This window comes from Azospirillum sp. B506, assembly GCF_000333595.1.
In the GTDB taxonomy this organism is placed as follows: domain Bacteria; phylum Pseudomonadota; class Alphaproteobacteria; order Azospirillales; family Azospirillaceae; genus Azospirillum.
On record NZ_BADK01000782.1, the window covers coordinates 1 to 6,785 of the forward strand.

General features: G+C 68.0%; 5 protein-coding genes. 3 read left to right on the top strand and 2 right to left on the bottom strand.

Going from position 1 to position 6,785, the window contains the following annotated elements; all coding sequences use genetic code 11:
• Positions 1 to 1,071: phosphoribosylamine--glycine ligase (gene purD, locus I71_RS24495; RefSeq protein WP_042699769.1), on the top strand; the 1,071-nt coding region annotated here is incomplete at its 5' end.
• Positions 1,072 to 1,442: 371 nt separating this feature from the next.
• Entirely contained in the window at positions 1,443 to 3,128 is a 1,686-nt protein-coding gene (locus I71_RS24500) for a methyl-accepting chemotaxis protein (RefSeq protein ID WP_042699763.1), read from the top strand.
• 104 nt (positions 3,129 to 3,232) lie between these two features.
• Here the strand turns inward: I71_RS24500 and I71_RS24505 are convergent, their stop codons facing one another.
• Both I71_RS24505 and I71_RS24510 read right to left on the bottom strand, forming a co-directional pair.
• On the bottom strand, positions 3,233 to 4,738 hold the full coding sequence (locus tag I71_RS24505; RefSeq protein ID WP_042699766.1) for a PAS domain-containing methyl-accepting chemotaxis protein: 1,506 nt from the start codon (positions 4,736 to 4,738) through the stop codon (positions 3,233 to 3,235).
• Between the two features lie 259 nt (positions 4,739 to 4,997).
• Positions 4,998 to 5,450, bottom strand: a complete 453-nt coding sequence (locus tag I71_RS24510) for a nucleoside deaminase (protein ID WP_042699772.1) — start codon at positions 5,448 to 5,450, stop codon at positions 4,998 to 5,000.
• 118 nt (positions 5,451 to 5,568) lie between these two features.
• Between I71_RS24510 and I71_RS40875 the strand changes: the two genes are divergently transcribed.
• On the top strand, positions 5,569 to 6,785 hold a 1,217-nt coding region (locus tag I71_RS40875), incomplete at its 3' end, for a pseudouridine synthase (protein WP_042699775.1).

The window sequence follows — 6,785 nt, forward strand, 5'->3', positions numbered from 1 at the left end:
CCCGCTGGTGCTGGTTTGGTGGACAAGCTGACGGCGCTGGGCGTCAAGGCCTTCGGGCCGAGTGCCGCGGCGGCGGAGCTTGAGGGGTCCAAAGGCTTCATGAAGGACATCCTGGCGAAATACGGGGTGCCGACCGCCTTCTACGAGCGCTTCAAGGACCCGGAAGCGGCCAAGGCCTATGTCCGCAAGCATGGCGCGCCCATCGTGGTGAAGGCCGACGGTCTGGCCGCCGGCAAGGGCGTCACCGTCGCCCGCACCGAGCAGGAGGCCTTCGAGGCCATCGACGACGCGCTGGTCGGCGGCCGTTTCGGCGCCGCCGGTGCCGAGGTGGTGGTCGAGGAATTCCTGGACGGCGAGGAGGTCAGCTTCTTCGCGCTGTGCGACGGCGAGAACGCGCTGCCGCTGGCCTCGGCCCAGGACCACAAGGCGGTCGGCGACGGCGACACCGGCCCCAACACCGGCGGCATGGGCGCCTATTCCCCGGCCCCGGTGCTGACGCCCGACCTGCAGGACCGCGTGATGCGCGAGATCATCCTGCCGACGGTCAAGGGCATGGCGGCGGAAGGCAAGCCCTTCAAGGGCGTGCTGTTCGCCGGCCTGATGATCATGCAGACGCCGGACGGCCCGGTGCCGAAGACGCTGGAGTTCAACGTCCGCTTCGGTGACCCGGAATGCCAGACGCTGATGATGCGGCTGAAGTCCGACGCTCTGGCGGCGCTGGTGGCGGCGGCCGACGGGGTGCTGGACAGCATCGACCTGCGCTGGCACGACCAGACCGCGCTGTGCGTGGTGATGGCGGCCAACGGCTATCCGGGCGATTATGCCAAGAACACGGAAATCCGCGGGCTGGACAAGGCCGGCGCCGTGGACGGCGTGACCGTGTTCCATGCCGGCACCAGGCGCGCCGAGGATGGCCGGGTGCTGTCGGTCGGCGGCCGGGTGCTGGGCGTGACCGCGCTGGCGCCCACGGTGGCGGAAGCCCAGACGGCGGCCTACAAGGCGGTCGATGCGCTGGACTGGCCGGACGGCTTCTGCCGCCGCGACATCGGCTGGCGGGCGGTGGGGCGCTGAGCCGCGACGCGGAGCCGGCCGCAGCATAGATCGGAGGGCCGGTCGTTTGATCCGGCCATCACGGGGCCACCGGTGAAAGCCGGCGGCCCTTTTTGTTTCCCGTCCAATCGGCATCATGGATGCCCAGTTTTTGTGCGTTCAGAAAGACATTCCAATCAATCTGTTCTTATCGACCCATGAAGCGGCAGACAAAGACCTTTCCTGACTGGGTGTGACCATTTGGAACATGGGGGTCAACCCTGGTTGAGCATCCAAAAGGAAAACGTCATCGTCTTGCCGGCGTCATCATACGCCTTTTTCAAGCGGAGCTTTCCGGAGAGCATTCCATCCGCCGGTCGGTGCCTCCGGCAGTTCGACGTGGGGGGACATCCATGAAGCATTTCGATAACCTCGCCATTGCATCGAAGGTTCTGCTCGCCCTGCTGCTGCTGGGGCTGCTGGCGGTCGGGTTGACGATGAACGCCGTCACCTCGATGGGCGGGCTGGACGCCCATTACCGTGGCGTTCTCGCGCATGAGGCCGAAGCGGTGAAATGGCTGTCTCGTGCCAACTCCTCCCTCAATGCGCTGGGCCGTGTCACCTACCGGGCGATCGCGGAGAGCGATCCGGCGCAGATCGCCAAGATCACGGAAGCGGTCGCCGACGAGGAGCGCAACTACCTCGACCGCATCGGCAGGACGGAGGCGGCGGCGCCGTCGCTGGCGTCCGAACTGCGGCGTGTCCGTCAAACCTTCCAGTCGATCCGCGACGTGCTGCCGGATATCCTCAATGCCGCGCGGAACAACGATGACGCACGCTCCACCGCGCTGATGCGCCAACGGTTCGAGCCGGTCTATGCCGATGTCCGCGAGCAGGTCCGGGTATTGATCGCCAAGGGAGACGAGGCGATGAAGGACGCCGTCGACCAGGCGGCGGACCGCTATGAGTCGGCGTGGCTGTGGAGTGTGGCGGCCGGGGGCGCCGGGCTGCTGTTCTGCTTCGCCATCGCCCTGTTCCTGATGAAGAGGGGGGTGTCGTCACCGATGGTGCGGCTGTGCGATGCGATGCAGCGTCTGGCGAAGGACGACACTTCCATCGAAATCGTCGGACAGGACCGGCAGGATGAGGTCGGCAGGATGGCCGCCGCGTTGCAGGTCTTGAAGGACGCCGCCATTGCCAAGAAGCGGCTGGAGGCGGAGAAGTTGGCCGAAGTGGAGCGTAAGGAGGAGCGGCGCCGGCTGATCGAACGGCACGTCGCCGATTTCGAGCGCGGCGTGTCGAGCCTGCTCGCGCAGGTCGGTCAGGCATCGGCGGAGTTCGGCCGAACCGCCAAGGGCATGGTGGCGCTGGCGGAACAGACCAGGGGCCAGGCGTCCTCCTCGTCGGCGGCGGCCGAGCGGACCTTGGGCCATGTCCAGTCGGTGGCGGTGGCGACCGAGCAGATGGTCGCCTCCATCGGCGAGATCAGCCGGCAGGTCGCCTCATCCAACCGGATCGCGTCCGACGCCGCCCGGCAGGCCGAGGACACGACGCTGTCGGTGCGCGGTCTGGCCGAGGCGGCTGGGCGGATCGGCGACGTGGTGCGGCTGATCCAGGACATCGCCAGCCAGACCAACCTTTTGGCGCTGAACGCCACCATCGAGGCGGCGCGGGCGGGGGAGGCCGGCAAGGGCTTCGCCGTCGTCGCCGGAGAGGTCAAGACGCTTGCCAACCAGACCGCCAGGGCAACGGAGGAGATCGCTGCCCAGATCGCCGGCATCCAGGGGGCGACCCAGGGAACGGTCGGCGCCATCGGTGAGATCGGCCGGACCATCGACAGCATCAACGAGAGCGCTTCCATCATCGCCGCGGCCATCGAGGAGCAGACCGCGACGACCGGCGAGATTTCGCGCAATGCCCAGCAGGCCGTACAAGGCACGGAGGAGGTCGGGGATTCGGTGGCGCATGTGAGCCGGGCGGCGTCGGAGACCGGCGCCGCCGCCACCCAGGTGTTGGGCGCGTCGGAGGCGCTGACGCGGCAGGCACAGGCCCTGCGTGACGAGATCGAGAGCTTCATCGCCAAGATACAGGCGGCCTGATCCGGACTGCCTCTGTCGCCTGGACATCAGCCGGCGGTCGGTATGGCGGTCAGGGCGACCCCCCTCTCCCGGTGCGGAAGAGGGGGGTTGATCGGCAAAAGGGGTTACGCCCGCAGCCGTTCCGATGTGGTGGCGATGTTCTGCGACACCACCTCGATGTCGCGGACCACGCGGGTGACGCTGTGGGCGATCTCCTTGGTCGCCGATTCCTGTTGCGACACAGCGGCGGCGATGGTGGTGGAGATTTGCTGGACGTCGGTGACGATCGAGCCGATGCGGCGGATGGCGTCGACCGCGTGCATCGCCTCCTGCTGGACCGAGGCGATCTGGGCCGCGATGTCGTCGGCGGCGTTGCCGCTCTGCTGCGCCAGCGACTTCACCTCGTTCGCCACCACGGCGAAGCCGCGTCCCGCCTCGCCGGCACGGGCGGCTTCGATGGTGGCGTTCAGCGCCAGCAGGTTGGTCTGCGAGGCGATGCTGTTGATCAGCTTGGTGATGGCGCCGATGCGCTCGGCCGAGGTGACCAGGGCTTCCAACGCGCCGTTGGTGCGCGTTGCCTCTTCCGATGCCTTCATCGAAGCGCCCGATGCCTCGTTGGCGCGGTTGCTGATGTCGAGATGGGAGGCCGACAACTCCTCGGTCGCGGCGGCGACGGTCTGGGCGTTGGCGGTGGCGCGGTCGGCGGCGGTGCCGACTTCGCGGTCCAGCGATTCGGCGAGCGTGGTGACGCTGCGGCGGCGCTCGCCATCCATCTCCGCCTGCCGCAGTTCGGCCTGCTTCTGTGCATCGATGTCGATCAGCGATCCGCAGGCGCGCAGCGCCAGGCCGTTGCCGTCGCGGGCGACGCCACCGATGGCTCGGAACCAGCGGTAGCTGCCGTTCTTCATCTTCAGCCGGTAATCGACGTCGTAGCCGGTGCGGCCGCTGCGGTCGTTCAGGCAGGCCATGAAGGCGTCGAAAGTGCGCTTGGCGTCGTCGGGGTGCAGCCGGTCGGCCCAGGAATTGACGACATTGGGGAAGCCGGCCATATCGTCGCGGTCGAAGCCGACGAGGCGGCGGAACTCCGGCGACCAGTGCCAGCGGCTCTGTGCATGCATCGGGTCGCCATTGTGAAACACCGCATCCCACAGCCCGACGCCGGCATGGCGGTCGAGCAGCTTGGCCCGTTCCAACTCGTTCCGCTCGGCGTTGATGTCGATCAGGGAACCGCAGGCGCGGAGCGCCAGACCGCTGCTGTCGCGGGCGACACCGCCGATGGCACGGAACCAGCGATAGCTGCCGTCCTTCACCTTCAGCCGGTAATTCACATCGTAGCCGGTGCGGCCGCTGCGGTCGTTCAGGCAGGCCATGAAGGCGTCGAAGGTCGGCTTGGCATCGTCCGGATGCAGCCGGTCGGCCCAGGAACCGACCTTATCGGGGAAGCCGGCGTTGTCGTCGTGGTCGAATCCGACGAGGCGGCGGAATTCCGGCGACCAGTGCCAGCGGCTTTGCGCATGCATCGGATCGCCGTTGTGGATCACCGCATCCCACAACCCGACACCCGCGTGGCGTCCCAGCAGAGCCAGCTCTTCGGCAGCCTGGTTGTCCTGCGGCTTGCGGAACGACAGCATTCATAACTCCTGATGGCTGTAGATTGTCAGCGTATCATTGCCGGAAGTCCGCTGAACAAATGTTTAATGAGCTATATATTTATACCCCTATTATTTCGGTGGATACCGCTGTGAAGGGGGGAATGCTCACTGATTTCTCAAGAGCCGATGTATTTCTTGTTTCTAGGAAAAGGAAATATTGTTCCTGCAGCAGTGGGGGATTGTTGCGTGTCTGCTGCGGTGCAGCGCGCCGGCGGTGCCGCTGCGACCACGGGTCGTCTCATCGCCGCTGTTTGAAGAAGTCCCGCAGCAGTGTGCCGGCCCGCGTCTCGCCGATGCCGCTGTAGACCTCCGGCGCGTGGTGGCAGGTGGTCTGGGTGAAAAAGCGCGGGCCATGATCCACGGCGCCGCCCTTGGGATCGTAGGCTCCATAATAAACGCGCCGGATCCGGGCGAAGCTGATCGCCGCGGCGCAGAGCGCGCAGGGTTCCAGCGTCACATACAGGTCGCAGCCGGGCAGGCGTGGCTGGGCGCGCTGTGCGCAGGCTTCGCGAATCGCCAGAAGTTCGGCATGGGCGGAGGGATCGCACAACTCCTCCGTCCGGTTGCCGGCGGTGGCGAGGACGGCGCCGGACGCGGGGTCGACGACGACGGCGCCGACCGGCACCTCGCCGCGCGCGGCGGCGGCCTCGGCGGCGGCAAAGGCGAGGTCCATATAGGGGGGAAACGGCATGGCCGGGCAGGGTGCCAACCGCCGCGGCGGCGCGTCAACCGGAATCCAGCGCCGGATTCCGGCCGCCGGGCGCGGGACCGCTGTTGCGGGCGGCGCGTCCAGGCCCTATGGTCCGCCCATGGACCGCTCCGATACCGTCAAGAAATCCGATTCCGCCGCGAATGGCGGGGAACGCATCGCCAAGCGACTGGCGCGCGCCGGGCTTTGCTCGCGCCGCGACGCCGAACGCTGGATCGCCGAGGGCCGCGTCGCGGTCAACAGCCGCGTGCTCGACAGCCCGGCCTGCGTGGTGCGCCCCGGCGACATCGTGCAGGTGGACGGCAAGGTCATTCCGGAGCCGGAACCGGCCCGCCTGTGGCGTTATCACAAACCGTCGGGGCTGGTCACCACCGCCCGCGACGAGAAGGGGCGCGAAACCGTCTTCGACCGGCTGCCGGCCGACCTGCCGCGCGTCGTCTCCATCGGCCGTCTCGACCTGACGACCGAAGGGCTGCTTTTGCTTACGAATGACGGTGAGCTGGCCCGCTTCCTGGAACTGCCGGCCACCGGCTGGACCCGCCGCTATCGCGTGCGCGTTTTCGGCGAGGTTGACGAGAAGCAGCTGGTGGCGCTGGAAAAGGGGCCGACCATCGAGGGGGTGAAATACGGCCCCATCGAAGCCGTGCTGGACCGTATCCAGGGCCGCAACGCCTGGCTGACGGTCAGCCTGAAGGAAGGCAAGAACCGCGAGATCCGCAAGGTGATGGAATCGCTGGGGCTTCAGGTCAACCGGCTGATCCGCGTCGCCTATGGCCCCTTCCAGCTTGGCAAGCTTGAGGAGGGCGCTGTCGAGGAGGTGCCGAAGCGGGTTGTCCGCGAGCAGATCGCCCCCTTCTTCGGCACGCCCGAAGGGGCGGAGCCGGCCGAGTCCGGGACCAAGCAGCGGGCCAAGGCCCGCGCCGAAGCGGCGGTTAAGGCCGTGCCGGCCAAGAAGGCCTCCACCGGTGCCCGGTCGGGCGGCAAGACCGACTCCGCCGCCGACGCCAAGGCCGCCCCCAAGCGGGCTCCCCGCTCCGCCACCAAACGGCACGAGGCGGAAGCCGCCCGCGCCGAGGAAGCCAAGCCGTCGCGGCGCGGTGCATCCACCCGCGGCACCCTGTCGCTGGGCGGCGGCATGTCGGCCAAGCCGGGGCGTCCGGGCAAGCCGGACGGCGCCCGGTCCGACGCCACGCGGTCCGAGGGCACGCGCTCGCGCGATGCCAAGCCCCGCGAAGACAGGCCCCGTGAAGACAGGCCGCGCGACGCCCAGTCTTCGGGCTTCAAGCCGGGCGGTCCAAGCCGACCGGCCCGAAGGGG